Source organism: Rhizobium sp. USDA 4016 (genome assembly GCF_056279705.1).
Genome location: NZ_JBWCCY010000002.1, coordinates 1,833,088 through 1,857,693, shown reverse-complemented (window position 1 = coordinate 1,857,693; position 24,606 = coordinate 1,833,088). Strand labels below are relative to the sequence as shown.

General features: G+C 59.8%; 23 protein-coding genes. 9 read left to right on the top strand and 14 right to left on the bottom strand.

From position 1 onward, the window contains the following. The 5 genes from ACZ9DP_RS09955 to ltrA all read left to right on the top strand — a co-directional run bounded on the left by ACZ9DP_RS09955 (nucleotide 1) and on the right by ltrA (nucleotide 6,352). Nucleotides 1-1,134 carry an ABC transporter permease gene (locus ACZ9DP_RS09955; protein ID WP_476201458.1) on the top strand — a complete coding sequence of 378 codons (1,134 nt, stop codon included), beginning with the start codon at nucleotides 1-3 and terminating at the stop codon, nucleotides 1,132-1,134. A 10-nt stretch (nucleotides 1,135-1,144) separates the two neighbouring features. Continuing rightward, entirely contained in the window at nucleotides 1,145-2,812 is a 1,668-nt protein-coding gene (locus ACZ9DP_RS09950; RefSeq protein WP_476201456.1) for an ABC transporter ATP-binding protein, read from the top strand. Nucleotides 2,813-2,834: 22 nt separating this feature from the next. After that, entirely contained in the window at nucleotides 2,835-4,205 is a 1,371-nt protein-coding gene (gene melA, locus ACZ9DP_RS09945) for an alpha-glucosidase/alpha-galactosidase (protein WP_074071525.1), read from the top strand. A 45-nt stretch (nucleotides 4,206-4,250) separates the two neighbouring features. Then, complete coding sequence (locus ACZ9DP_RS09940; protein ID WP_476201455.1) at nucleotides 4,251-4,637, top strand: zinc ribbon domain-containing protein; 387 nt, start codon at nucleotides 4,251-4,253, stop codon at nucleotides 4,635-4,637. A 419-nt stretch (nucleotides 4,638-5,056) separates the two neighbouring features. Further along, complete coding sequence (ltrA, locus tag ACZ9DP_RS09935; RefSeq protein ID WP_476201453.1) at nucleotides 5,057-6,352, top strand: group II intron reverse transcriptase/maturase; 1,296 nt, start codon at nucleotides 5,057-5,059, stop codon at nucleotides 6,350-6,352. A gap of 85 nt (nucleotides 6,353-6,437) precedes the next feature. On the opposite strand, the gene ACZ9DP_RS09930 is transcribed toward ltrA, so the two are convergent. The 5 genes from ACZ9DP_RS09930 to speB form a co-directional block, all read right to left on the bottom strand. After that, the gene (locus tag ACZ9DP_RS09930; protein ID WP_194731442.1) at nucleotides 6,438-7,235 is read right to left on the bottom strand and encodes an ABC transporter permease; all 798 of its coding nucleotides are present in this window, start codon (nucleotides 7,233-7,235) and stop codon (nucleotides 6,438-6,440) included. Further along, nucleotides 7,232-8,086 carry an ABC transporter permease gene (locus tag ACZ9DP_RS09925; RefSeq protein WP_022716722.1) on the bottom strand — a complete coding sequence of 285 codons (855 nt, stop codon included), beginning with the start codon at nucleotides 8,084-8,086 and terminating at the stop codon, nucleotides 7,232-7,234. The genes ACZ9DP_RS09930 and ACZ9DP_RS09925 overlap by 4 nt, the downstream gene beginning before the upstream one ends. Next, complete coding sequence (locus ACZ9DP_RS09920; RefSeq protein ID WP_194731441.1) at nucleotides 8,083-9,120, bottom strand: ABC transporter ATP-binding protein; 1,038 nt, start codon at nucleotides 9,118-9,120, stop codon at nucleotides 8,083-8,085. The genes ACZ9DP_RS09925 and ACZ9DP_RS09920 overlap by 4 nt, the downstream gene beginning before the upstream one ends. Nucleotides 9,121-9,227: 107 nt before the next feature. Then, nucleotides 9,228-10,316 (bottom strand): ABC transporter substrate-binding protein, encoded by a 1,089-nt coding sequence (locus ACZ9DP_RS09915; protein WP_476201452.1) that lies wholly within the window; start codon nucleotides 10,314-10,316, stop codon nucleotides 9,228-9,230. Between the two features lie 59 nt (nucleotides 10,317-10,375). Beyond that, entirely contained in the window at nucleotides 10,376-11,437 is a 1,062-nt protein-coding gene (speB, locus tag ACZ9DP_RS09910; protein WP_476201451.1) for an agmatinase, read from the bottom strand. Between the two features lie 166 nt (nucleotides 11,438-11,603). Between speB and ACZ9DP_RS09905 the strand changes: the two genes are divergently transcribed. The 3 genes from ACZ9DP_RS09905 to ACZ9DP_RS09895 all read left to right on the top strand — a co-directional run bounded on the left by ACZ9DP_RS09905 (nucleotide 11,604) and on the right by ACZ9DP_RS09895 (nucleotide 14,836). Then, the gene (locus tag ACZ9DP_RS09905) at nucleotides 11,604-12,632 is read left to right on the top strand and encodes a LysR substrate-binding domain-containing protein (RefSeq protein WP_194731439.1); all 1,029 of its coding nucleotides are present in this window, start codon (nucleotides 11,604-11,606) and stop codon (nucleotides 12,630-12,632) included. A 25-nt stretch (nucleotides 12,633-12,657) separates the two neighbouring features. Continuing rightward, the gene (locus ACZ9DP_RS09900) at nucleotides 12,658-13,821 is read left to right on the top strand and encodes an aminotransferase (RefSeq protein WP_476201450.1); all 1,164 of its coding nucleotides are present in this window, start codon (nucleotides 12,658-12,660) and stop codon (nucleotides 13,819-13,821) included. A 67-nt stretch (nucleotides 13,822-13,888) separates the two neighbouring features. Next, complete coding sequence (locus ACZ9DP_RS09895) at nucleotides 13,889-14,836, top strand: lytic transglycosylase domain-containing protein (protein WP_476201448.1); 948 nt, start codon at nucleotides 13,889-13,891, stop codon at nucleotides 14,834-14,836. 9 nt (nucleotides 14,837-14,845) lie between these two features. Here the strand turns inward: ACZ9DP_RS09895 and maiA are convergent, their stop codons facing one another. Genes maiA through hmgA form a run of 3 tightly spaced genes read right to left on the bottom strand, consistent with a single transcriptional unit; the run spans nucleotide 14,846 to nucleotide 17,925 of the window. Further along, entirely contained in the window at nucleotides 14,846-15,505 is a 660-nt protein-coding gene (gene maiA, locus ACZ9DP_RS09890) for a maleylacetoacetate isomerase (protein ID WP_476201447.1), read from the bottom strand. An 8-nt stretch (nucleotides 15,506-15,513) separates the two neighbouring features. Beyond that, complete coding sequence (locus tag ACZ9DP_RS09885) at nucleotides 15,514-16,530, bottom strand: fumarylacetoacetate hydrolase family protein (RefSeq protein WP_476201446.1); 1,017 nt, start codon at nucleotides 16,528-16,530, stop codon at nucleotides 15,514-15,516. 39 nt (nucleotides 16,531-16,569) lie between these two features. Then, on the bottom strand, nucleotides 16,570-17,925 hold the full coding sequence (hmgA, locus tag ACZ9DP_RS09880; RefSeq protein ID WP_476201444.1) for a homogentisate 1,2-dioxygenase: 1,356 nt from the start codon (nucleotides 17,923-17,925) through the stop codon (nucleotides 16,570-16,572). 67 nt (nucleotides 17,926-17,992) lie between these two features. On the opposite strand from hmgA, the gene ACZ9DP_RS09875 reads away from it, so the two are divergent. After that, the gene (locus ACZ9DP_RS09875) at nucleotides 17,993-18,442 is read left to right on the top strand and encodes a MarR family winged helix-turn-helix transcriptional regulator (RefSeq protein WP_476201443.1); all 450 of its coding nucleotides are present in this window, start codon (nucleotides 17,993-17,995) and stop codon (nucleotides 18,440-18,442) included. A gap of 370 nt (nucleotides 18,443-18,812) precedes the next feature. Here ACZ9DP_RS09875 and ACZ9DP_RS09870 read toward each other — a convergent pair whose 3' ends face one another. The 6 genes from ACZ9DP_RS09870 to ACZ9DP_RS09845 form a co-directional block, all read right to left on the bottom strand. Further along, nucleotides 18,813-19,205, bottom strand: a complete 393-nt coding sequence (locus ACZ9DP_RS09870; protein ID WP_372418890.1) for a hypothetical protein — start codon at nucleotides 19,203-19,205, stop codon at nucleotides 18,813-18,815. Nucleotides 19,206-19,277: 72 nt separating this feature from the next. Further along, entirely contained in the window at nucleotides 19,278-20,912 is a 1,635-nt protein-coding gene (groL, locus tag ACZ9DP_RS09865) for a chaperonin GroEL (RefSeq protein WP_476201441.1), read from the bottom strand. Between the two features lie 49 nt (nucleotides 20,913-20,961). Continuing rightward, nucleotides 20,962-21,279, bottom strand: a complete 318-nt coding sequence (locus ACZ9DP_RS09860; protein ID WP_283073608.1) for a co-chaperone GroES — start codon at nucleotides 21,277-21,279, stop codon at nucleotides 20,962-20,964. 291 nt (nucleotides 21,280-21,570) lie between these two features. Next, the gene (locus tag ACZ9DP_RS09855; RefSeq protein ID WP_476202255.1) at nucleotides 21,571-21,984 is read right to left on the bottom strand and encodes a flavodoxin; all 414 of its coding nucleotides are present in this window, start codon (nucleotides 21,982-21,984) and stop codon (nucleotides 21,571-21,573) included. Between the two features lie 272 nt (nucleotides 21,985-22,256). Beyond that, a complete protein-coding gene (locus ACZ9DP_RS09850; RefSeq protein ID WP_476201440.1) occupies nucleotides 22,257-23,414 on the bottom strand; it encodes an aldo/keto reductase in 1,158 nt (385 codons plus the stop codon). 14 nt (nucleotides 23,415-23,428) lie between these two features. Beyond that, entirely contained in the window at nucleotides 23,429-24,289 is an 861-nt protein-coding gene (locus ACZ9DP_RS09845) for an aldo/keto reductase (RefSeq protein ID WP_476202253.1), read from the bottom strand. Nucleotides 24,290-24,606: the final 317 nt, after the last annotated feature.

Here is a 24,606-nt window from a genome sequence, read left to right as displayed (position 1 = left end):
ATGTTCGCCTTCGACTCCTCCCTGCCACCACCGCACGAAGAAACCATCAAGAAGCCGCCGCACGGCAACGAAAGCTACATCGCGCTCGTATGGCGCCGCCTGAAGCGCTCCTGGACAGGCATGATGGGCCTCATCCTCGTCGGGCTGCTGATCATCATGGCCGTGTTTGCGGATTTCTTCGCGCCGATGGATCCGAAGGCAACCGATGTCGGCTTCGCGCCACCGCAGGCCATCAGCTTCCACGACAAGGATGGCAACTTCGTCTTTCAGCCGCGCGTCTATGCGCTCGCCGATTCCGAAGAACTCGACCCCGTCACCTTCCAGCCGATCGTCGGTCCGGATTATGACAATCCCCGCTACCTCGGCTTCTTCGTGAAAGGGGCGGACTACAAGCTTTTCGGCCTCATCCCGGCGAACCGGCATTTCTTCGGTTCGACAGATGGCCAGCCGGTGCATTTTCTCGGCACCGACAAATTTGGACGCGACGTGCTTTCGCGCGCGATCATCGGCTCGCGCATTTCGCTGGTGATCGCTCTCACCGTCGTCTTTATCGTCACCCTCGTCGGCACGACCGTCGGTATGGTCTCCGGTTACTTCGGCGGCACATTCGACGTCTGGGTTCAGCGCTTCGTCGAACTGGTTCTCGCATTTCCTCAACTGCCGCTTTATCTGGCGCTGACGTCGCTTATCCCGGTGACGGCTCCGACCAACGTCTTCCTTGCCTTCGTCATCTTCGTCATGTCGGCACTCGGCTGGGCGCAGATGTCGCGGGAGGTTCGCGGCAAGACGCTGGCATTGGCGCGCATCGACTATGTGCGGGCGGCGATGGCCGTCGGCGCCACTGACCGGCGCATCATCTTCCAGCACATCTTTCCGAACGTGATGAGCCACGTGATCGTATCGGTGACACTGCACATCCCGAGCGTCGTGCTGCTCGAATCCTTCCTCGGTTTCTTGGGCTTTGCGGTGAAGCCGCCACTGATCTCCTGGGGTCTCATGCTGCAGGATACGGCGAATTACTCCGTCATCGGCACCTACCCTTGGATCCTTGCCCCTGTCGGCTTTGTGCTTGTAACCGTCTTTGCCTTCAATGCGCTGGGCGATGGCCTGCGCGACGCAGTCGATCCTTATTGAGGTGGTGAAGATGGCCCTTTCTCTCGTCAATTCCTTTGCGCCGCCCGTTCGCCATGATCATGATGGCCGCAAGGAAAGTCCAATCATCGACGCGCGCAATGTCGCGGTGACCTTCAAGGTCGAAGACGGTTTCGTCGAGGCGGTCAAGGATATCTCGTTTCAGCTCTATCGCGGAGAGACGATCGCGATCGTCGGTGAGTCCGGATCCGGAAAATCGGTAACCGCGCGCACGGTGATGGGGCTTCTTTCGAAGCGCGCCGTTGTCTCGCCGAAATCGGCCATCGACTATGATGGCGCCAATATCCTGAAATTTTCCGAAGGCGCCCGGCGCAAGTTGCGCGGCAACCGCATCTCGATGATTTTCCAGGAGCCGATGAGCTCACTCAACCCGATCTATACGGTCGGCAGTCAGATCGTCGAGGCAATCCGTGTACACCAGAAGTTCGGCCGCCGGCAGGCGGAAGCGCGGGCACTGGAGCTTCTGAAGCATGTGCAAATTCCCGATCCCGAAGCCCGGCTGAAGCAATATCCGCATCAGCTGTCGGGCGGCCAGCGCCAGCGCGTGATGATTGCCATGGCGCTCGCCAACGATCCGGACGTCCTCATCGCCGACGAGCCGACGACAGCGCTTGACGTCACCGTGCAGGCACAGATCTTGAACCTTATCCGCAACCTGCAGAAGGAACTGCGCATGGCGGTGATCCTGATCACCCACGACCTCACGGTCGTCCGGCAGTTCTCGGACTATGTCTATGTGATGCAGCATGGCGAGATGCGGGAGCACAACACGACCGAAAGGCTCTTTGCCAATCCTCAGCACCCTTACACGAAGCATCTGCTCGGCTCCGAGCCGCGCGGTCAGGCCAACCCATTGCCGGAAAATTCCGAGATCATTCTTGATGCCAAAGGGGTGCGCGTTTCCTTCATGCTCCGCCACGGCACGTTCTTCAAGCCGGAAATGAAGGAACTCGTCGCTGTCGACAACCTGAGTCTCACGCTTCGCCGTCATGAGACGATTGGTCTCGTCGGCGAATCCGGTTCCGGCAAAACGACCTTCGGTCAGGCGCTGGTCCGGTTGAACGATCCGGACGGCGGAGAGATCTATTTTGACCGCCAGCCCATCCACGGCCGCTCGCGCGCCGAGATGAGGCCGCTACGATCGCGCATGCAGATCGTCTTCCAGGATCCGTTCTCGTCGCTCAATCCGCGCATGACAATCGGCCAGATCATCGAGGAGGGGCTGGTCGTCAACAGGCTAGGTGCGACTAAAGCCGAGCGCATGGACCGGGTGCGCGAGGCGTTGATTGCGGCCGGCATGCCGGGCCATATTCTCTCGCGCTTCCCGCATGAATTCTCCGGCGGCCAGCGCCAGCGCATCGCCATCGCCCGCGCTATCGCCCTCGAACCTGAATTTATCTTGCTCGATGAGCCGACGTCGGCGCTCGATCTTTCCGTCCAGGCGCAGATCATCGAGCTCTTGCGCAGGCTGCAGGACGAGCGGGGCCTGAGCTACCTCTTCATCTCGCACGATCTTAAGGTCGTGCGGGCGCTGTGCCACCGGGTGATCGTCATGCAGCATGGCCGCATTATGGAAGAGGGGCCTGTCAACGAAGTTCTATCCAACCCCAAGACCGCCTACACGGAACGGCTGGTGAAAGCCGCTTTCGAGGTAGCATGATTGCCGAATGCCGGAGGTTATAATGGCACGAAATCCCAAGATCACGTTTATCGGAGCAGGCTCCACCGTCTTCATGAAGAACATCGTCGGCGATGTCTTGCAGCGTCCGGCGCTGTCGGGCGCCACGATCGCGCTGATGGACATCAATCCGCAGCGTCTCGAAGAAAGCGCCGTCGTTGTCAACAAGCTGATTTCGACGCTGGGCGTAAAGGCCAGGGCCGAAACTTATTCCGATCAGCGCAAGGCGCTGACAGGCGCAGACTTCGTCGTCGTCGCCTTCCAGATCGGCGGCTATGAGCCCTGTACCGTCACCGATTTCGAAGTGCCGAAGAAATACGGTCTGCGCCAGACCATTGCCGACACACTCGGCGTTGGCGGCATCATGCGCGGGCTTAGAACCGTGCCGCACCTTTGGAAGATATGCGAGGACATGCTCGCCGTCTGCCCGGAGGCGATCATGCTGCAATATGTGAATCCGATGGCCATCAACACCTGGGCGATTGCGGAAAAATATCCGGCAATCAAGCAGGTCGGCCTCTGCCACTCCGTCCAGGGCACGGCCATGGAGCTGGCGCATGACCTTGACATTCCTTACGAGGAAATCCGCTACCGCTCGGCCGGCATCAACCATATGGCCTTCTATCTGACGTTCGAGCACCGGCAGGCGGATGGTTCCTACAAGAATCTCTATCCCGATCTTGTCCGCGCCTATCGTGAAGGCCGTGCCCCGAAGCCCGGCTGGAACCCGCGCTGCCCCAACAAGGTGCGCTACGAGATGCTGACACGCCTCGGCTATTTCGTCACCGAGAGCTCGGAGCACTTTGCCGAATACACGCCCTACTTCATCAAAGAGGGCCGAGAGGACCTGATCGAGAAGTTCGGCATTCCGCTCGACGAATATCCGAAGCGTTGCATCGAGCAGATCGAACGTTGGAAAGGACAGGCCGAAGCCTACCGCTCGGCCGAGAAGATCGAGGTCGCACAATCGAAGGAATATGCTTCCTCCATCATCAACTCGGTCTGGACTGGCGAACCGTCGGTCATCTACGGCAATGTCCGCAACAACGGCTGCATCGCCTCGCTGCCGGCAAACTGCGCCGCCGAAGTGCCCTGCCTGGTCGACGCCTCGGGCATTCAGCCAACCTTCATCGGCGACCTGCCGCCACAGCTGACAGCGTTGATCCGCACCAACATCAATGTTCAGGAGCTGACCGTCCAGGCACTGATGACGGAAGATCGCGATCACATCTACCACGCTGCGATGATGGATCCGCATACGGCAGCTGAACTCGACCTCGACCAGATCTGGTCGCTCGTCGACGATCTTCTTTCCACCCACGGTGACTGGCTGCCGGCCTGGGCGAGAACAGCCAAGAAGGTGCAGGCAGCCTAGAGTGCAAGCGACGCCCTTCAGGCAGCTCGTTTAAGCCGGCGAGGCTTGTCGCCGGCTTCGCCTTCAGTCTGCCGGATCGGCCACTTGCCTCTTGATGTCTCCCAGAAAGGCGAAGAACGGGGCGGATACCTGTGCAAGGTCGATCCCCGCCGCACCTCGCAGACCTGTTCGGCCTGCGCAGCCGTGGACAGGGAAAGCCGCGAAAGCCAAGCGTCTTTCCGCTGTTGCCAATGCGGCTTGCGCGCCCATGCCGACCACAATGCTGCAATCAACATCCTGCGTCGGAACACGGCGTCTATGATCGTCGAGGAAGGGCAGCCGCTCTCCGTTGAAGCGATAACCATCGGCGGAGCTTCGCGCCCCCTCGGAAATCCCCCGCTTTCAAGCGGGGGAAGATGTGTGCGCCCAGCATGGGCGCATTCTAGTGGGTGAAAGTCCCACCGTGAGCTGGTCATGGCAAGCGAAGTGAAGCGCAACTGCAGAAGGGCGACCAACTGTGGGGAGGAAGCGTGGATCGAACCTGCGGGCCGATGGACAAGAACTGGATATGAGGCGTTGCCGATCAGGGCGAGCGGGCACGTTACCGCGAAGCTCTTATGACCAAAGGGTCGGTGGCGTAAATCCGGCGGTCGTGCAGGGAAGGAATGCGTCCTTACCTGGGGAGAACTCGCTTTGCGGCTGAAAGGCCGACGGTGATGAACCGGAGCGAGTAGTCAGCAGAGGCCGTAGTAGTCGGATTTCCGACGAAGGGCCAAACGAGAAGGAAAGCCAGAGGTCATGACTCTTGATAAGGCATTGCGTCAGAAGCCGGGAAGTCCGGGCGTACCGCGGGGAGCGTAGGTGAAGCCTCCGTGACCGCGTTGCGTGACGAAGCACTGTCGGCGAGCCATGCATCAGAAGGCTTAGGGCGAGAGAACCTACTTCAACAGGCTCTCTCGCGCGAGAACATGGTTGAGGCGTGGAAACGCGTCAAGGCCAATAAGGGAAGCGCAGGCGTGGATGGACTAACCATCGAGCAGACTGTCGAATACCTCAAAACCCAATGGCCGCAAATACGCACGGAACTACTGAACGGGACCTATCAGCCAAGGGCTGTTCGTCGCGTGGAAATTCCGAAGCCGACAGGCGGCGTCAGGGAATTAGGCATCCCGACAGTCACAGACAGGCTTATCCAACAAGCGTTGCTACAAATCCTACAGCCGCTAATCGACCCGACTTTCTCAGAATTCAGCTACGGCTTCCGACCCGGACGAAGTGCGCATCAAGCAGTGCGACAAGCACAGCGATATGCGCAGGAAGGTTACCGAGTGGTAGTCGACGTTGACCTCGAGAAGTTCTTTGACAGGGTCAATCACGACATCCTTATGGACCGACTTGCGAAGAGGATCGCCGACAAGGCCGTGTTGCGGCTAATTCGGCGCTACTTGCAGGCAGGGATCATGTCGGATGGCGTGGTGATGGCGCGTGACGAAGGGACACCGCAGGGTGGTCCTCTGTCTCCGCTGTTAGCTAACGTGCTGCTGGATGAAGTAGATCAGGCGCTGCAACAGCGTGGCCACCGTTTTGCCCGGTATGCCGATGACTGCAACGTTTACGTTCGCACTCAGCGGGCGGGTGAGCGCGTGCTATGCTGGATGCGGAAGATGTACGAGAAACTGCATCTCCGCGTGAATGAGACGAAGACCGAAGTGGGCCCGGTATTCGGGCGTAAATTCCTTGGCTATTGCCTTAGGCGATGGAGCGGGAACACCGTCAAGATAGCCGTGGCTCCAAAGGCACTCGACACGTTCAAGCAGCGTATCAGGATCATCACCAAACGCGTCAGTGGCCGAAGCATGGACCAGATCGCCGAACAGATGCGGAAATATCTCCCAGGCTGGAAGTCCTACTTCCAACTGGCACAGACGCCGCAAATATTCAAAAATCTGGACTCGTGGATACGCCACCGCCTTCGGGCCATCCAGCTCAAGCAATGGGGCAAAGGAACCACGGTCTATAGCCGTCTCCGCAGCCTCGGAGCTAACCATGAGTTGGCGGCACTCATAGCCGGAGGCACGGGACATTGGTGGAGGCATAGCGAAGCTGGGCTGAGCCGCGTCCTGACGGTTGGACACTTCGACGCCCTCGGCTTCCCCCGACTTGCATGACCTCAACTTCTCGAACCGCCCGGTGCGGACCCGCATGCCGGGTGGTGTGGCAGGGGTACGGCTTAATCGCCGTCCCCTATGCCGATTAATTTTCTGCCGCCATCGCACCCAGCAACTTCGGAAGATCGCCGAAGCGCGCGATGACGCCGAAGACGAGCGCTGCGATTGCGACAAAGAGGACCGTCACCGAAGCCATGGTCGGCGTATAGCCATAGCGCAGCGCGTTGAAGATCTTGATCGGCAAGGTTTCCATGGTAAAGCCGACAGTCATGTAGGCGACGATGTATTCGTTCAGCGAAAGCACAAACGCAAAGGCGTAACCCGAAATCAGGTAGGGCCGGATCAGCGGCAAGACGACCGTCGTAAATATCGTCCTCTCATTCGCCCCCATCGTCGCCGCCGCTTCGACGAAGGAGCGATCGATTGCGGTGAAGCCGAGCGACAGCGTCACCAGTGGCAATGTGACGAAGAAGATCGCGTGGCTGATCACAGCGGTCCACGGTGCGCCGTAAAAGCCGGTCGTTGCCCAGAAAGTCAAAAGGCCGAGTGCGGTAATGACGGGTGGCAGGGTGAAAGGCGCGACGCCCAAAAGCTGGAAGATGTTCGCCCATGGCGCAATTCTCCGCCACAAGAACCAGGCAAGCGGCAAAGCAATGAGCACTGCAAGTGCTGCGGACAGAACCGCAAGCGTGAGCGACGCGAAAAGCGCGTTGCGCCATTCCGGATTGGTGAATATCTCACCGTACCAGCCAAGCGAAAAGCCTTGGGGCGGGAAGGTGAGGCTCTGTTTCGCATTTACGGATACCCCGGCAACGACGATCATGGGTGCCGCCAGGAAAAGTCCGATGAGCGAAAAATAAAGACGGCGGAGCAGCGTGTTCATGCCGCATCTCCCTTCCGGCCGATCAGCACCGTCAGCCCGACCATGGCAAGCGTCACCAGCACCAGAAAGACGGCCATTGCGGCGGCGAAGGGCATGTTCGACTGATAGACGGCCTGATCGGTGATCAGCACAGACAAGGTCCAGTGCGACGGACGGCCGAGAATCTGTGGCAGCAGATAGGAGCCGAGCGCAAAAATGAAGACCATGATGAGCGTTGCGATAATGGTGTTGCGCAATGTCGGTAGGACGACCGTGAAAAATGCCTTGACCGGCGATGCGCCGAGCGTGCGCGCCGCTTCCGTCAAGGTTGGGTCAAGCCGAACGAGCGCGGGATAGAGGATCAGGATCGTGTAAGGCAGGGCCTGATAGACCATGCCGGCCAGCACTGCGCCGAAGCTCGGCGTCAGAGCCACGGGCTGCTGCATGAGGCCTGCCATGACAAGCAGATTGGTGATGCCGGCGGTGCGTGAGAACAACGTCGACCACGCAAAGCCGATGATGACTTCGGAGAGCGAAAGGATCGCCAGCATCGCCACCAGCCAAATCACCTGAGCTTTGCGTCCCATGCGCGTCAGCAGATAGGTGAATGGAATGCCAAGCACGATGCAGCAGATCGCGACGGCGATTGCAAGCATCAGCGAAAAGCCCAGCACCCTGCCGAAAAACAGACTGACGAAGCGGGCGTAATTGTCGAATACGAAGGCCGGCGTGTAAAAGCCGCCCTGCTGCCGCTGGAAAAAGCTGACGGCAATCATCGTTGCGAAAGGAATGACGAAGAAGACCGTCAGCATTCCGGCCGGGAAGGCAAGCGGCCAGTAATCGGCAATTTTTTGTGGTGGTTCACGCCTCATTTCTGCAGTACCACGCAGACTTCCGGCGAGAGCTTGACGCCAACCTCCTGGCCCACGGTGACGGCCGGCCTTTCGCGCGGTGTCGAAACGGCGACGACCTGTGTTCCGGATAGATCGAGGAAGGTCTCGATCGTGCCGCCGAGATCGCGAATGAAGGTTACCTTGCCAGCAATAGTGTCGCCGCCTGGCGCTGTCAGATGCACGTCCTCCGGCCGCACCGAGATCGTTGCCCTGTTAAGGCCGGGAGGAAGCAGAACGCCTTCGATGACCTTGCCGAAGACCGTTGCGCGGCCGGCGCTGTCGGCTTCTGTCGTGAGCAGGTTGGTCGAGCCGATGAAATCGGCGACGAAGCGGTCGGCGGGACGGCGGTAGATCTCGATCGGGCTTGCTGCCTGGCGCAGTTCGCCACTGTTCATGACGACGACGGTATCTGCCATCGTCATTGCTTCGCGCTGGTCGTGGGTCACGACGATCGTCGTGATGCCAAGCGTCTGCTGCAGCTGCCGGAGTTCCACCTGCATCGCCTCGCGCAGTTTTGCATCGAGGGCCGACAGGGGTTCGTCGAGCAGGAAGAGCTTCGGCGAAATCGTCAGTGCACGGGCAATTGCGACACGCTGGCGCTGGCCGCCGGAAAGCTTGTTCACCGGCCGGTCTGCATAGCCGGGCAAATGGATCAGCGACAGCAGCTCATCGACACGCTTCGTCTGGGCTTCCTTGGCCGTGCCACGGATCCGCAGCGGATAAGCGATGTTCTCGCCGACGGTCAGGTGAGGGAAAAGCGCGAGGGACTGAAACACCATCCCCAGATCGCGCTTGTGTGTCGGGACGGCCGTAATGTCGTTGCCGTCGAGCACAATGGCGCCGCTCGTCGGCATGTCGAGACCGGCTATCATGCGCAGCAGCGTTGTCTTGCCGCAGCCCGAGGGTCCGAGCAGGCAGACGAACGTGCCATGCGGAACGTTGAGCTGCACATTGTCGACGGCGGTGAAGGCGCCGAATTTTTTGGTGATATTGTTGAGTGTCAGTCCGGACATAAATCCCCCGCATGGGCCACGTGCTTAGGACGACTGCCCCCGCATGGGCCTTGGCCGTCAAAGGCGCAAGGCGCATGCATTGTTATGGGGCGTTCAGTCTCGAGAACTCAACCGACGATGAGTTCCGTCCACTTCTGGTTCAGCCAATCGGACTTGGTCTGATAAAGATCGTAGCGCGGCGTAATCGGCTCGATGTCAGAGGCGACGGCTGCAAACTCCTTGTCGGTCAGGTCAAGCAACTCGCGCTTGATCGTTGGCGCGGTGCCTACCTTGCGCGACATCAGTGCCTGGATGGCCGGCTGGCACATGTAGTCGATGAAGATATGTGCCTCTTCCGCCTTCTTGGAGGCACGCGACAACGCCCAGCAGCCGGAATCCTGGATGCCGCCTTCCTTGGGGAAAGTCGAGCGGACGGGGAAACCATCGGCGGCGGCAAGGCCGGTGACGTCGTGATAATACTGTCCCATCGGGATCTCACCGGACTTCAGCGCCTGCTCGAACTGTGCCTCGTCGCGATACCACAGGCGGACATTCGGCTTCACCTCGGCAAGCTTTTCGAACGCCTTCAGGAGACCCTCTTCCGTATCGAGTGCGTTCGTGCCGCCAAGATGCGTCTTGGCCGTCACTTCCAGCAGGAACGAGTTGGAAACAAGGGCAAGCAAACCGAGTTTGTCAGCATTTGCCGGATCCCAAAGGGCGTTCCAGGAGGTCGGCGCTTCTTTAAAGACGTCTGTATTGGTGACGAGCGTGATGTACCACGCAACGGCCCCGACGCCGGCAACACGGCCATCCGGATACTTGTTGACGAAGCGGTCGATAAGGCCGGAGGCGTTCTTCAGCTTTGCTGTGTCGATCGGCGTCCACAGTTCGGTCGCCTGGCCCTTGAGCATTGCGACCTGCGACATCATCGAAAGGTCGGCAGGCGCCTGGCCGGCCTTGGCAGCCTGCTCCAGCTGCACCAGCCAGGCCTCGCCCGTCGGTTCGGCCACCGATTCCACGGCAATGCCGGTTGCCTTGGTGAATTCCGGGAAGACGTTCTTGTCGAACGAATCCTTGAAGTAGCCGCCATAGACGCCGACCTTCAGCGACTTGTCCTGCGCGCGCAGAATGGAGGGCATGGCGAGCATGCTGGTGGCGGCGAGGCCGCTTGCCAGCAGGTTTCGGCGGCTGACCGCCTTGTCGAGAATGGTTTTCATGGCTTTGTTCCCTCTTTTGTTTGGTCTGTCATGTTGCAGTTTCCGGTTGCTGCCGATTTTTAGCCAGCCTTGCTGCCGATGGACGGGCTGAAGACCATCAGGCTCAGGATTTCGAACAAGACCTGGGCGCCGGCATGGGCGGTATTCGTCGTCGCGTCATATTGCGGGGCCACCTCGACAACATCTCCGCCGACAAGATTGATCCCTTTCAGGCCGCGGATCAATTGCAGAACTTCCCGCGTCGTCAAGCCGCCGACTTCCGGCGTGCCGGTGCCGGGCGCAAAGCTCGGGTCGAGGCTGTCGACGTCGAAGGAGAGATAGGTCGGCGCGTCGCCGACGATTTGCTTTGCCCTCTCGATGATCGCGGACATGCCCATGTCTGTCACCTCCTCGGCGTGGATCACGGTCATTCCGGATTCGTAGGAAAACTCCCAGAGATATTCTGCCGAACCGCGGATGCCGATCTGCACCGTGCGTGTCGGATCGAGCACGCCATCGAGAACGGCATTGCGGAATGGACCGCCGTGGTGGAATTTTGTCTGATCGAAGGCGCCGCCGGTATCACAATGCGCATCGATGTGGATCATGCCGACCGGCTGCTTCTTGCCGACTGCCTTGAGGATCGGGTGAGTCATCGAGTGATCGCCGCCGACGCAAAGCGGTGCGACGCCTGCATCGACGATCTGGCCGATGCGTCTTTCGATGTCATCATGGCTGAGCTCCAGCCGGTAGCGGCTCTGGAAAGGGACGTCGCCGATATCGGCTGCGCGCAAATCAAACAGCGGCGCCGTGCCCAGCACATGGTTATAAGGACCAATGCGCTCGATTGCGCGCAGTGCCCGCGGTCCGAAGCGCGATCCCGGACGGTTGGTGACGCCGAGATCCATCGGAACGCCGGTGATTGCGACCTGCAGATTGCCGAAATCCGGCTCGTCGGCGGCAACCTGCATGTAGGGTGCGCTGAGGAATGTCGGAACGCCGGCATAGGGCGCAAGGCGCGTGCCGCTTTTTGAAAAGATCTTGTCGGCTACCTTGCGAAAGTCAGGATCGAATATCTCACCGCCGTGGCTGTCGGCAAATTTTGCGCGCAGTTCTTCGAGCTTCGTCTGGTTCCAGACCATTCCGGTTCACCTCTTGTCTTTAACGGCGGGGAAGCGGAACCTTGCTGCGGCATCACGTCATACCCTCGTCGTTCTTGCTTTTTCTGCATTACCCAACAAAAAGGTTGGAAATGCAACTCACATTGTTATAGCACTAAGCGTGAGTTTTATTCACATACAAATTGCCATGTTCAACCGACTGCCGCCTCTGAATTCTCTGCGTGCTTTCGAGGCAGCTGCCCGCCGGGGCTCGGTCTCGGCGGCTGCGCGCGAGCTCAATGTTACCCATGGTGCCGTCAGCCATCAGATCAAGGCGCTGGAGGCGGTCTTCGGCACGCCGCTCTTTGAGCGCAATGGCAAACGGCTGAAGCTTACCCCGCAGGCTGCCCTGCTGTTGCCGGCTCTGACACATGCATTCGAGAACATTGCGGCGGCAACGGCCCTGGTGACCCGTCCGTCGACAAGCGGGAGTCTTAGAATTTCATGCGTTCCGGCTTTGCTGTCGTTCTGGCTGATCCCGCGCATGCACCAGTTCAGCGAACAGTTCCCCGATATCAGCCTGACGCTCGTCGCCTCCAATGATCCTGAGCTGCTTTACTCGCCGGATATCGATGTCTGTATTCTCTATGGTGATGGGACCTGGCTTGACTGCTGGGCGCGTCTTTGGAGCAACCTGCAGCTTTTTCCGGTCGTCAGCCCAACACTGATGAACAGCCGGGCAGTGCGTTCGGTGCGCGATCTGCGCGACCATGTTCTGCTTCACGGCGACGATGGGCGCGAGTGGAACACGTGGCTGGCGGCAGCTGACGCGCTGGACATGCCGCGGGGCAGGCAGCACTTCATGAGCGATGCGCGGCTTTCGACGGAGGCGGCCTTGAGCGGGCAGGGGGTCGCACTTGGCGATACGATTACGGCCGGTAGCCTGATTGCTCAAGGCGAACTCGTCGTCCCCTTCGACCTCTCCGTTCCGGCCAGTGATGCCTTTTATGTCGCCTGCCGAAACGAAGTGCGCTCCGCGCCGATCGTCAAGGTCTTTGTCGACTGGTTCTTCTCAGCGCTCGAAAGCGACCGCGGAGCAGAACTGCAGGCGTCCGCCCGGCGTGCGATCCGCGGGCGCGGACGCGTCGACGCCCTGGCGGCGGCTGAAAGCTTCACGCCTGTCTCCCGCGCCCGCGCTGCGTCACAACGGCCCATCAAGCGCCGTTTGAAATCCTGATCGATCTCTCAAGGAAAGCCCTGGAATGCCGCTTGCTCATCCAAATCCGCTCGTCGCCCGTCTGTCACCGCCGCCCATTCCCTCCGTACTTGCCTGGGCCGGTGACTATGATGGTGCCAAAGGGCCGCTGATTGATCTGTCCCAAGCTGTACCCGGCTATCCGGCGCATCCCGAAATGCTGCGGCTCCTCGGCGAGGCGGCCGCCTCCCCGGCCATGACCAGCTATGGGCCGATCGAGGGGGAGGAGGCGCTCAGGAAGGCTTATGCGACACATGTGTCGGCGGTCTATGGCGCGAGCGTTTCTGCCGCCAACATCCATATTACCTCCGGCTGCAACCAGGCCTTCATGTGCAGCACCATCGCGCTTGCCAAGTCGGGCGAGACGATGGCGCTCACCAATCCCTTCTATTTCAACCACGAAACCACGCTTTCGATGCTGGGGATCGGACGTGTTCTCGTCGATTGTGATGCCGCAAAAGGCTTCCTGCCGAGCCTCGTATCGGCAGAAGAGGCCCTGTTGTCGGGAGCGCGTGGCCTTGCCGTCGTTTCGCCGAACAATCCGACCGGTGCTGTCTATCCGCCGGCGCTGCTTCGCGAACTCTTTCAGCTCTGCCAAAAATATGGAGCGTGGCTGATCCTGGACGAAACCTATCGGGACTTTCTGCCGACCGATGCCGGAGCGCCGCACGACCTGCTCTCCATCGAGGGCTGGGAAGAGACGCTCATCCTCCTCTACAGTTTTTCCAAATCCTTCTGTATTCCGGGACATCGATTGGGGGCGATCACAGCAGGTCCGCGCATCGTCGGCGAGATCACCAAGATCATGGACAACATGCAGATCTGCGCCCCGCGGGCGGCTCAGGTCGCCGTAGCGGCAGCGCTTCCGATTCTGGCGGAATGGCGCGTGGCAAATCGGCTGGAGATCTCCCGCCGCGCCGATGCGCTGAAAGCGGTCATGGCAGCAACGGACGGCTGGTCGATCGCCGCCGTCGGCGCCTACTTTGCCTTCATCCGGCATCCTTACGGCAACACACCTTCCGCCGAGGTGGCGGAAAGGCTGGCGAAGGATGCTGGAGTGATCTGTATCCCCGGAAGCTATTTCGGCGAGGGACAGGAGAATTATCTCCGGCTTGCCTTCGCCAATGCCGATGTTGGCGTGATCTCGCAGTTGCGCGGCCGTCTGCGATAGGCGGCTTCCGCGCAATTTTGTGATAGTCTCGCCCCGACGGTCCGATGGAGTAGGGGAGAGGGCACCGATGAGGCGCTCCATAGGGAAGGCAGCCGAAAGACTTGCGCCGATCGCAGCTGCGTTCATTGCCACTTTTTTTGGCAGCCACCCTGCACATTCCCAGCCCGAATGGAGTGCTGCGCCGCCGGCATGTCTTTATTCTCTAGAGGCTTCGGCACGCGGGCCGGCCCTTTGCGTCAGAAAGGAGAGCTTCAGCGCCGACATCTGCACGGCCATCGATCATTTTGCGCGCGCTAACCGACTTCCTCCTGATTATTTTGCACGGCTCATCTGGCGGGAAAGCCGTTTCCGCCCCGATGCGCTAAGTCCGAAAGGCGCTGAAGGGATCGCCCAATTCATGCCGGGCACTGCCAAGCTGCGCGGCTTGGAAAACAGTTATGAGGCGCTGAGCGCGCTGCAGGCATCGGCGGCCTATCTTAATGAACTGCGTAACCGTTTCGGTAACCTGGGGCTTGCGGCGGCGGCCTATAATGCCGGCGAAAACGGTCTTTCGTCATTCCTCGAACATGGCACGTTGCCTTTCGAAACACGAAGTTATGTCACGGCGATAACCGCACACAGCGTTGAAGAATGGAAAAACAGCCCGCCCGACAAAGCAGCACTTGAACTCGACAAGGACAAGACGTTCCTGGAGGCTTGCACCGCTCTTGCCGAAAGCCGCCGTTTAAAAAATGCGCCTTGGCAGCCCGAAGGCGAGTGGGCGCCCTGGGGCGCGCAACTCGCAGCGCACTTCGATCCTGCGGCGGCACGCAGTCTTTTCCTGGAAGACGTTCGCAAGTTGCCGGCGCCTCTGAACGCCGAGAAACCGCTGATTTTACGCCAGCGTGACCGCAGCTTCGGTTACCGGCCGCGCTATGTCGCTCGCGCTGCGCGCCAAACGAGGGCGGAGGCAAATCAGGTCTGCACCGAGGTGCGCAAGCGCGGCGGCGTCTGCCTGGTATTCAAGAATGAATAAGTGCTTTTTCTATTCGGCCGGAGAGTTCGAGGCCGCCGCCCGATCGGGATGAGCCGCAGCAAACGCACGCAGCCTTTCGCATCTCTCTGCGATGGCCGTCGCGCGCGGGTAGGCGGAAAGATCGACGTTCCATCGCCGAGCATTGTAGATCTGCGGCACGAGGCAAAGGTCAGCCATGGTGGGCTGATCTGCATGGCAGAACTCACCAGCTTCCGGCGCCTTCAGCATACGCTCAAAGGCGTCAAGACCCTCGCGGATGAATTTGTCCATCCATGCCAGCCGGGCAGCGTTCGGATCGTCCGATTGCTGCATGACGTGGGAAACGACGCTCAGATTGCAGATAGGATGTATGTCCATTGCGATGGCATAAGAAAGCGCCCTGACGCGCTGGCGACCCAAAGCATCCGAGGGCAGCAGGCCTGCGTTCGGCCGCGTTTCCGAAAGATACTCGATGATGGCGAGCGACTGCGTCAGCATCTCGTCGTCGATGGCAAGCACGGGAACCAGACCCTGGGGATTTCGCGCGAGATGAGCCGCCTGCTTGTGTTGGCTTGCCAGGAGATCGACGGGAACCGACCGATAAGGGATCGCCAGCATGTTGAGTGCGATCCGGACGCGATAGCTTGCCGAAGAGCGCCAGTAGTCGAAAAGAACGGTATCGCTCGCCATGTCTGGCCTCACTGCCTTTCGTATCTCGCAACGACCTGCTCGATGGCTCCGAAGATCGAGCGCCCGTGCGCATCCTTCATCTCGATGCGGACGGTATCGCCGAACCTCATGAAGGGCGTTGCGGCCGCGCCGGTCCCGATCGTTTCGATCATGCGGATCTCAGCGATGCAGGAATAGCCGGCGCCGCCTTCGGAGATCGGTTTACCCGGCCCGTCCTGCAGCTTGTTGGAGACCGTCCCGGAGCCGATGATGGTGCCGGCGCCAAGCGGTCGGGTCTTGGCAGCGTGGGCGATAAGCTCACCGAAATCGAAGGTCATGTCGATACCGGCATTAGCGCGCCCGAAGGGCTGGCCGTTGAGGTCGACGAGGAGCGGCAGATGCAGTTTGCCGCCATGCCAGGCATCACCAAGCTCGTCTATCGTCACCGCAACCGGCGAGAACGCAGAGGCGGGTTTTGACTGGAAGAATCCGAAGCCTTTTGCAAGTTCGGCCGGGATCAAGCCGCGCAGGGAAACATCGTTGACGATCATGACGAGCCGGATGGCGCTACGCGCTTCGTCGACCGTAGAGCCCATTGGCACGTCGTCGACGATGACGGCGATCTCCGCTTCCATGTCGATACCATAGGACTCGTCCGCCATCACAATGGCGTCGCGCGGCCCAAGAAAGCTGTCGGAGCCCCCTTGATACATCAAAGGCTCGGTCCAGAAGGTTGCCGGCATCTCGGCGTTGCGCGCCTTGCGAACCAGCTCGACGTGGTTGACGTAAGCTGAACCATCCGCCCATTGATAAGCGCGCGGGAGCGGCGATGCGGCATCGTGCTCGTGAAATCGCATGGCTGGCTGCGCGCCGGTTTCCAGACCCTCTGCAACTGCGGCCAGGCGTGGCGCAGCGTATGCCCAGTCGTCGAGCGCGGCCTGAAGCGTCCGGGCGATATGGCCGACTTCGGAGCATTGGCTGAGGTCTTTGGAGACGACGACCAGGCGGCCATCACGGGTGGAGTCCTTGAGGGTTGCAAGCTTCATGCGTTTGAGTTCCGTTTCTTGAGTAGCCGGTAAACGGCTTCACTTGATGCCGGGCGTTCCGTCGAATTTGCGCTCCAGGCCGTCCCAGCATTCGAGATAGTTATCCTGCAGCGTCTCAAGCTCGGCTGCGTATCGTGTCAGTTGCTGCGGATAGCGGGTCTCGAACATGAAGGCCATCGTGTGGTCGAGCTTCACGGGTTGCAGATCGTCGCTGGATGCCTTTTCGAAGCCCATAGAGTCCGGCCCATGCGGCAGCATCATGTTGTGCAGGCTCATCCCGCCCGGCACGAAACCCTCCGCCTTGGCATCGTATTGACCATGGATGAGCCCCATGAACTCGCTCATGATGTTACGGTGGTACCAGGGCGGACGAAATGTATGTTCTGCCACCAGCCATCGCGGTGGAAAGATGACGAAATCGACATTGGCCGTCCCCTCTTCGCCCGAAGGCGCCGTCAGCACAGTAAAGATCGATGGATCCGGATGGTCGAAGAGGATTGCGCCGACGGGCGCGAAAGTGCGCAGATCATACTTGAACGGCGCATAGTTGCCGTGCCAGGCCACCACGTCGAGTGGCGAATGGCCGATCTTGGTCGCATAGAACTTGCCGCACCATTTGACGTGGAGACGGCACGGGATTTCCTTGTCCTCGTAGGCGGCCGCCGGCGTCTTGAAGTCGCGCGGGTTGGCAAGGCAATTGGCGCCTATCGGTCCGCGATCTGGCAGCGTGAACTTGGCGCCATAGTTCTCGCAAATATAACCGCGCCACTCGGCACCCTCGCCGAGGCGCGTTACCTTGAAGATCATGCCGCGGGGAATAAGGCAGATCTCCAAAGGCTCGACGTCGATGATGCCCATTTCGGTGAACACGCGGATGGCGCCAAGCTGCGGCACGACCAGTAATTCTCCATCGGCATCGAAGAAATAGTCATCAACCATGTCGGCATTGAAGATATAGGCATGGGCCGCCATGCCGGTCTGGGTCATGACATCGCCAGCCGCCGTCATCGTGCGGATGCCGGCGAGGAAGTTGAGTTCTTCCGCCGGTGCCGGGATCGGGTTCCAGCGCAGCTGGCCGAGCGGCAGCGAATGATCATCGAGACAGGGTGCTGATTTCCAGAAGGGATAACTGGCGTTGGAAAAACGGCCTGTATGGCGCACGCTCGGGCGAATGCGGTAGAGCCAGGAGCGTTCGTTGGTGCCGCGCGGCGCGGTGAAAGGCGAGCCTGACAGTTGTTCGGCATAGAGCCCGTAATTGCATTTCTGCGGGCTGTTCTGGCCCTGCGGCAGCGCACCGGGCAAGGATTCCGTCTCGAAATCATTGCCAAAGCCCGGCATGTATTGCGGATTGTTGACGACGGCATCGGCAGCCGTGCTCCTCGTCCTGTCCAGCATCGCTTGCACCTCCTCTGCAGATATGGTTACAAACGTAACTGTCGATTTTGTAACTATCAAGGAAGCCATGAAGAACGGCGAGTTCGACCTCGAGCAGTTCCTGCCGTTTCGCCTCAATCGCGCCGCGGAGTTCATCGCGCTGCGCTTTGCAGCCGCCTACAAGGCCAAGTATGGTCTGACGCGGCCGGAGTGGCGCACGTTGGCAGCACTCGGGAGTTCGGGGCGTATGACGGCAAAGGAGGTCGGCGTTCATTCGACGATGCACAAGACCAAGGTCAGCCGGGCGGTTTTCTCACTTGAGAGACGCCGCTGGCTGAAGCGGACGCAGCACGAAGACGACCGCCGCGTCGAATATCTTGAGTTGACGGCTGCCGGAAGCACTGCCTATGGCGAGCTGACGATGCTCGCCGTTAACTATTCGGCGGAAGTAGCGTCCCTTCTTGGCGAGGACGGCCTGAAGGCGCTTTCCTCCGGCTTGAGTGCTGTGGAGGCTGCCATGGTGACACGACGCCGTTAGCTCCTATCGGCGCGAGCGTGAAGAGCCGCAGGTTCAAATCCTGCCCCGCAAAACCCCGGTGACGGGCTCCGATTTGTCGTTGTTTTGCAAGGTCGCATGGGACTGGTGGCCAGCGCCTCCACTGGACATCCGCACACCGACGAGCTGCGCGGTTCTCAGCGATGATGAGCATAAGCGGAATCAGACATTCGCAAATGATGTACCTTCTCAGGTCATCCCGAGCCCCGCGGTAGGTTTCAGGAGGCCTCCATGACATTCGAGCATGTCGACGCGGAGGCTCCTTTTTTTCGAAACGGATCTCGCTTCATGTGCTGTTGTGGCGGATAGGGAAAGCACCCCGGGGCGCCAAGCGAGTCTTAGACAGGAGACTTCAGGCGGAGAGCGCGGTGCTGCAGCCTTCGGCGATCTTGCTGTCGGCTGAGGTTTGTCCTGGCATGGTTGCCCATCCGCCGGCTTCGATGAACTGGCGCTTCTTATAGCTGTCTGGAAGAGCCTTAAATTCAATTAGTTTTGCGGCGGCATCCGTCGCACTGTTGAACCGGTCAACGCATATGGCCGATGCAAGTTCTCCACGTGCTGTTTCGCCCGCAGTCGCCGCTGCTTTGAGGGAAGTGCCGCCTGTCACCCAGCCCCCCCAGCTAAATCCGACGATGATCGTGGCGACTGCCGTGACGACACAAGCCCATACGAGGATCGTCTTCGATGGCTGATAGCTGTCGAAACGTTGGAAAATCGATGTTTTGCTGCTGCTCTGCATTGCCATTGGAATTCTCCTTGCCGATGTTGTTTGGTTCACCGCTGTGGCCGTCCTGGCCGAGCGGCTCAGGCACTGTCCTCAGTATCCCATGCCACCCATGCCGACGTTTCCGGCCGGCAGCGCAGATTCTCTTTCGGGAATATCGGCAATCACCGCTTCGGCGGTGATCAGAAGTGCTGCGATCGAGCCGGCGTCTTGCAAAGCGGTCCGCACCACCTTGGCAGGATCGACAATGCCAGCCTTGATCATATCGACATAGGTCTCCGTCTGTGCGTCGAACCCCTGGTTGTGATCCGTGCTGTCGGCGAGTTTACCAACAACGATAGAGCCCTCGACACCGGCATTGTCGGCGATCTGCCGGATCGGGGCTTCCAGCGCCCTCAGCACGACCGAAATCCCCGCCGTCACGTCGGCGTTTTCTGCAGTTAGCCCCGCCAGGACCGACTTGGCGCGCAATAGGGCGACGCCTCCGCCCGGAACGATTCCCTCCTCGACCGCCGCACGAGTTGCGTTCAGGGCATCGTCGATGCGGTCCTTCTTCTCCTTGACTTCAATTTCGGTCGAGCCGCCGACGCGGATCACCGCAACGCCGCCGGCGAGTTTTGCAAGGCGTTCTTGCAGCTTTTCCTTGTCGTAGTCGGAGGTGGTTTCCTCGATCTGCGCCTTAATCTGGCTGATGCGTCGAGCGATCTCAGATTTTTCACCTGCGCCGTCTATGATCGTGGTGGTATCCTTTTCGATCAGTGCCCGCTTGGTGCGCCCGAGCATATCCAGCGTGACATTTTCCAGCTTGATGCCGAGATCCTCGGAGATCATCTGGCCGGCCGTCAGAATGGCGATGTCCTCCAGGATGGCCTTGCGGCGATCGCCGAAGCCCGGGGCCTTGACGGCAGCGACCTTCAATCCGCCCCGCAATTTATTGACGACCAATGTGGCCAGAGCTTCGCCTTCGACATCCTCGGAAATAATAAGCAGCGGCTTGCCGCTCTGCACCACGGCTTCGAGGATGGGCAGCATTGCCTGCAGATTGCCGAGCTTCTTCTCATAGATAAGGACATATGGGTCCTCCAGCTCCACGCGCATTTTTTCGGCATTGGTTACAAAGTAAGGCGAGAGATAGCCCCGGTCGAATTGCATACCCTCGACGACACTGAGTTCAGTATCGGCCGTCCTGGCCTCCTCGACTGTGATGACACCTTCGCTGCCAACCTTTTCCATCGCATCAGCGATCATTTTGCCAACCGTCGCATCGCCATTGGCGGCGATTGTGCCGACCTGGGCGATTTCGCTCGATGAGCTAACCTTCGTGGCGCGCGCTTTGATTTCCGTGAGTACGGCCGCAACGCCAAGATCGATGCCGCGCCTCAAATCCATGGGGTTCATCCCGGCCGCGACAAGTTTGGCGCCTTCGCGAAAGATGGAGGCTGCGAGCACCGTCGCGGTTGTGGTGCCGTCGCCCGCAAGATCGTTGGTCTTGGATGCCACTTCGCGCACCATCTGCGCGCCCATGTTCTCGAACTTGTCCGCAAGTTCGATTTCCTTGGCGACCGCGACGCCGTCCTTGGTAATGCGTGGCGCGCCATAGGACTTGTCGATGACGACGTTGCGGCCTTTGGGGCCCAACGTTACCTTGACGGCATTGTTGAGCACCTCGACGCCGCGAAGCAGACGATCGCGTGCGTCGGTGGAGAAGATGATTTCCTTGGCAGACATTGTCTGTGGTCCAGTTCGGTCTTGAGAGTCGGGGTCGGAATTCGGCGGATCAGGCGGCCGTGTCGGCGGTCGCCTCGGTCTTTTCGACGATGCCCATGATGTCGCACTCCTTCACGATCAGGAGATCTTCGCCATCGATCCCGATCTCGGTTTCCGCCCACTTTCCGAACAGGATCACGTCACCGGTCTCCACTTCGAGCGGCATCAGTCGCCCATTTTCGTCGCGCAAGCCCGGCCCAACGGCGATCACTTCGCCTTCCTGCGGCTTTTCCTTGGCGGTGTCGGGAATGATGATCCCGCCCCTCGATTTTAGGTCACCTTTCGCGCGCCGTATGACGACGCGGTCGTGGAGAGGACGGAATGTCATGAGGGATCTTTCTGCGGTCGGCGCATAGGGCGGCCGCATCTATTACATAACATCTCTGGCACTCGATTGGTAGGAGTGCTAAGAAATATTATCTGCAAGCGGATAATCCAAATCATTATCCGTTAGAAAATACAACAAGCTCTAGGATAATCCGCGGATTTTTTGTTCGATTTTCATGAAGTATTTCAGCAAGGATCACGACAAAGAACTTCTCGAAAGTCTATCAGCGACGTTGAGCCATACACTGCTTCTTTGCCGGACAAGGATACTTCGCTTTTCAGTGGGACATCATCACAGCTCGATTTCGCTGAGCCATGTCCTGACCTCGTTGAGAGTTCGGCGTTCCTGGTCCGCCTCCATTGAGAAGGGAGGCTCGATCTGAGCGCCCCGTGCATGGACTGCAAGGACGGTCATACTATTGCCAAGACCATAACCTCCATGGGTGACGAAGGGCCGGACCGTCTTGCCAAAGAGATCATGCATGCTCAGAAATGAGCGGATCACCGGTGGGGCGGTCTCCCCCCAGATCGGAAAACCGAGGAATACTGTCTCATAGGTGGCCATGCCAGGAACCGTCATCTTCAGAGGTGGCTCAAAGCCGCTATCCCGCTCCTGCCGTGCTTGCTCTACTGTCTGCTCGTAGTCGTCCGGATAGGGCCGCGACGGAAGGATTTCGAAGAGGTCTGCAAGAAGCGTCCGCTGCAGGGTTCCGGCGAGGACACGAGTGTTTCCCGTGCGGGAGAAATAGGCGACAAGGATGTTTGAGGGCGCGCGCTGTGGCGTACTCGTCAGCTGCGCGCTCGCGCACGTCCCAGCACCAAAGACAACAGAGCGGGAGCGGCCAGCAACGCGCGTCGGGATATGTCTTTGATCATATTGACTTCAGCCTTCGCGTAAGGGTGTACCCTCAGAGGGCCCGTCGCTCACTTTCCGGCGGGCCGCTAAGGCTAGGCGGGCAATTATGTCGAGCCTGCCGGTCACGTTTTTGGAGGCGCTTCGACACTCGAAAAGACCAGGACCTGGTCTGGAAGACGCGCTCCCCGACTTTCAATCGTTGACGCAGCAGCATTGAGCTCGGTGAGTTCGGCCAAAGTGAAACGAACCGATGCTGCGCTGATGTTCTCGAGCATGTGCGGCATCTGCGTGCTACCGGGAATCGGAACAATCCAGGGCTTCTGCGCCATCAGCCAGGCCAGAGCGATCTGGGCAGGGGTCGCCTGCTTCCGTTCGGCCCACGTCTTCAAAAGGTCAACGAGCGAGAGATTGTGCGGCAGGTTCTCAGGTGAGAAGCGGGATTCCACTCGGCGAATGTCGCCCTCTGCAAAGCGCGTCCTTGCGTCAATCGCGCCAGTTAAAAAACCAACCCCCAGAGGGCTCCACGGCACAAACCCGATGCCCAGCTCCTCGCAAAGGGGGAGTACCACCTTCTCAGGCCCGCGCCACAGCATCGAATATTCGTTCTGCACAGCGGTGACCGGAAGCACGGCATGGGCGCGACGCAACGTGTTCGGTCCCATTTCGGAGAGGCCCCAATGCAGCACTTTGCCTTCGTCCATGAGATCCTTAACTGCGCCGGCGACGTCTTCGATGGGGACCGCGGGGTCCACACGGTGCTGATAGAGGAGGTCGATCCGGTCGGTCCGCAGGCGCTTGAGCATGCCGTCGACGGCCAGCTTGATATGGTCAGGGCGGCTATTGAGACCCGGGCGACGCTCGCCCGTTTCAAGATCGATGTTCCAACCGAACTTGGATGCGATCACGACTTTGTCCCGGAATGGGTCGACGCCTTCACCGAGAATCCGCTCCACCTCATGAGGTCCGTATGCCTCGGCCGCGTCATAGAAGGTGACACCGCGTTCGAAGGCCGTCCGGATGATCTTGATCATCTCCGGCCGGCTAGGGATCGTGGTCTGGTAGGTCCGGCTCATGTTCTGGACGCCGATGCCGACGCTGGAAACTTCCAGTGCCCCGAGCTTTCGCCGCCCGCTCTGCGTGGACTCGGCTGGGCTGGTCAAGGCACTGGTCTGAGCGGACGCAGAAGCAGCATTTCCGGGTAGGAACGATGCTGCTGCGAGGCTTCCCGCTGTCCCCAGAAAGCCACGTCGTCCCATATTCATGTTTTGCTCGTTTGCCATGTCAGATGGTCCTTTCATCGCGGACGGACTTCAATCCGAAGGGGATACGTCTTGGTATCGATGTCATCCGGGTTCGGGCCGCTGCGGACGCCTGTGTCCAGGGCATCTATTGCCGCCATCTCGTCCACGGACAGAACGAAGTCAAAAACGTCGAAGTTCTCGGTGATGCGTGCGGCGCGGACGGATTTCGGGATGGCGGAGAAACCATGTTGCAGATGCCAGCGGAGGATGATTTGTGCCGGCGTCTTGCCGTGTTTTTCGGCAAGATCCGCGACCGCAGTATGCGACAACGGGCTCGGCGCGGCTTCCGGATGGTCGGAGACGTAGCGCATCACGCCGCCGATCGGCGACCACGCCTGGGTGGCAATCCGGAGCCGCTGATGCGTCGCTCGCAAGTCTTCCTGTGTAAAAAAGGGGTGCAGCTCGACCTGATTCACGTGGGGAACGAAGCCGGTGCGGTCGATCAGGTCGGCCAGGAGCTCGGAGTTGAAATTGGACACGCCGACGGCGCGGGTGCGCCCCTCGTCGAAAAGACGCGCCAGAGCCTTCCACGACGCGACCGTCCGCTCCCACTCATTGGGCATCGGCTGATGCAGAAGATAGAGATCGATTCCGTTAAGCCCGAGCTTGCGCATGCTGCGATCGAAGCCGCGCAGCGTCTCGTCATATCCGTAGTCGCTGATCCACAGCTTGGTGATGACGAAGACATCCGCGCGGTCAACGGCACTCTGACGCATGGCTTCGCCGACCTGCTCCTCATTCCTGTAGGCTGCGGCGGTATCGATCAGCCGGTATCCGGTGGCGAGTGCGGTCGAAACCGCCTGCACGGTGTCTTCGGGACTGCTGCGATAGACGCCGAGGCCTAGGAGCGGCATATCGACACCATTGGACAGAGTGGTCTTTTGGGTGTTGGAAGTCATTGCTGTCTTTCTTGCGGATATGAATCAGCGATTGACCAAGCGCTGGTGCGAAGCAAAATAGCGGTCACCGAGCACTTGGATGCCGGCAGGGCTTGCTCTGTACGAGCCAGGTCATTAGCCGTCAGTTCCACATCCGTTGCTCCGAGATTTTCTCGAGCCGGTGAGCTTGGTAGTGCCGGGGATCGGCACGATCCAGGTTCGCTCCGCGAGCGCCGGCGTGACACCCTTGGCTGAGGTATAGATCCGATGAGGTCGACAAGCGCCTGGTTGGC